Below are 442 nucleotides of genomic sequence, written 5' to 3'. Positions count from 1 at the left end.
CGGAAACGATATGCGCGATGCGCGGCCCTGGATAAGCAGGATCGATCGGCACATAAGCCCCGCCCGCCTTGAGGATGCCAAGCAGCGAAACAACCATTGCCGTGCTGCGTTCGAGACAAACAGCAACAAGCGCATCGGGACCAACGCCCAGATCGACAAGGTACCGAGCAAACCGATTCGCGCGCGCATCGAGCTCCGCATAAGACAGCCGCTCATCACCGGCAATCAACGCGGCAGCCTCGGGCGTGCGCCGAACCTGCGCCTCGAAAAGCCCATGCAGATACTGATTCCGATCGTAAGGCGCATCCGTCGCGTTCAACGTATCGATCAGCAGCGCTCGCTCATCCTCGGGCACCACCTGCAGATGATCGAGCGAGCCGGATCCCGCATCGAGTGCATCCGCCAATTGCTCCAACGCATGGTGCATATACGCGCATATCCA

The 442-nt window shown here is 60.2% G+C and carries 1 protein-coding gene; it reads right to left on the bottom strand.

Features of this window, described 5'->3' with window-relative positions:
• Nucleotides 1–427: AMP-binding protein (locus tag HWY05_RS37965; protein WP_244146815.1), on the bottom strand; the 427-nt coding region annotated here is incomplete at its 3' end.
• Nucleotides 428–442: the final 15 nt, after the last annotated feature.

It is taken from the genome of Paraburkholderia sp. BCC1876 (assembly GCF_902833695.1).
Lineage (GTDB): Bacteria > Pseudomonadota > Gammaproteobacteria > Burkholderiales > Burkholderiaceae > Paraburkholderia.
The sequence above is the reverse complement of the archived record's forward strand: the minus strand, read 5'-3'. Positions and strand labels throughout refer to the sequence as shown.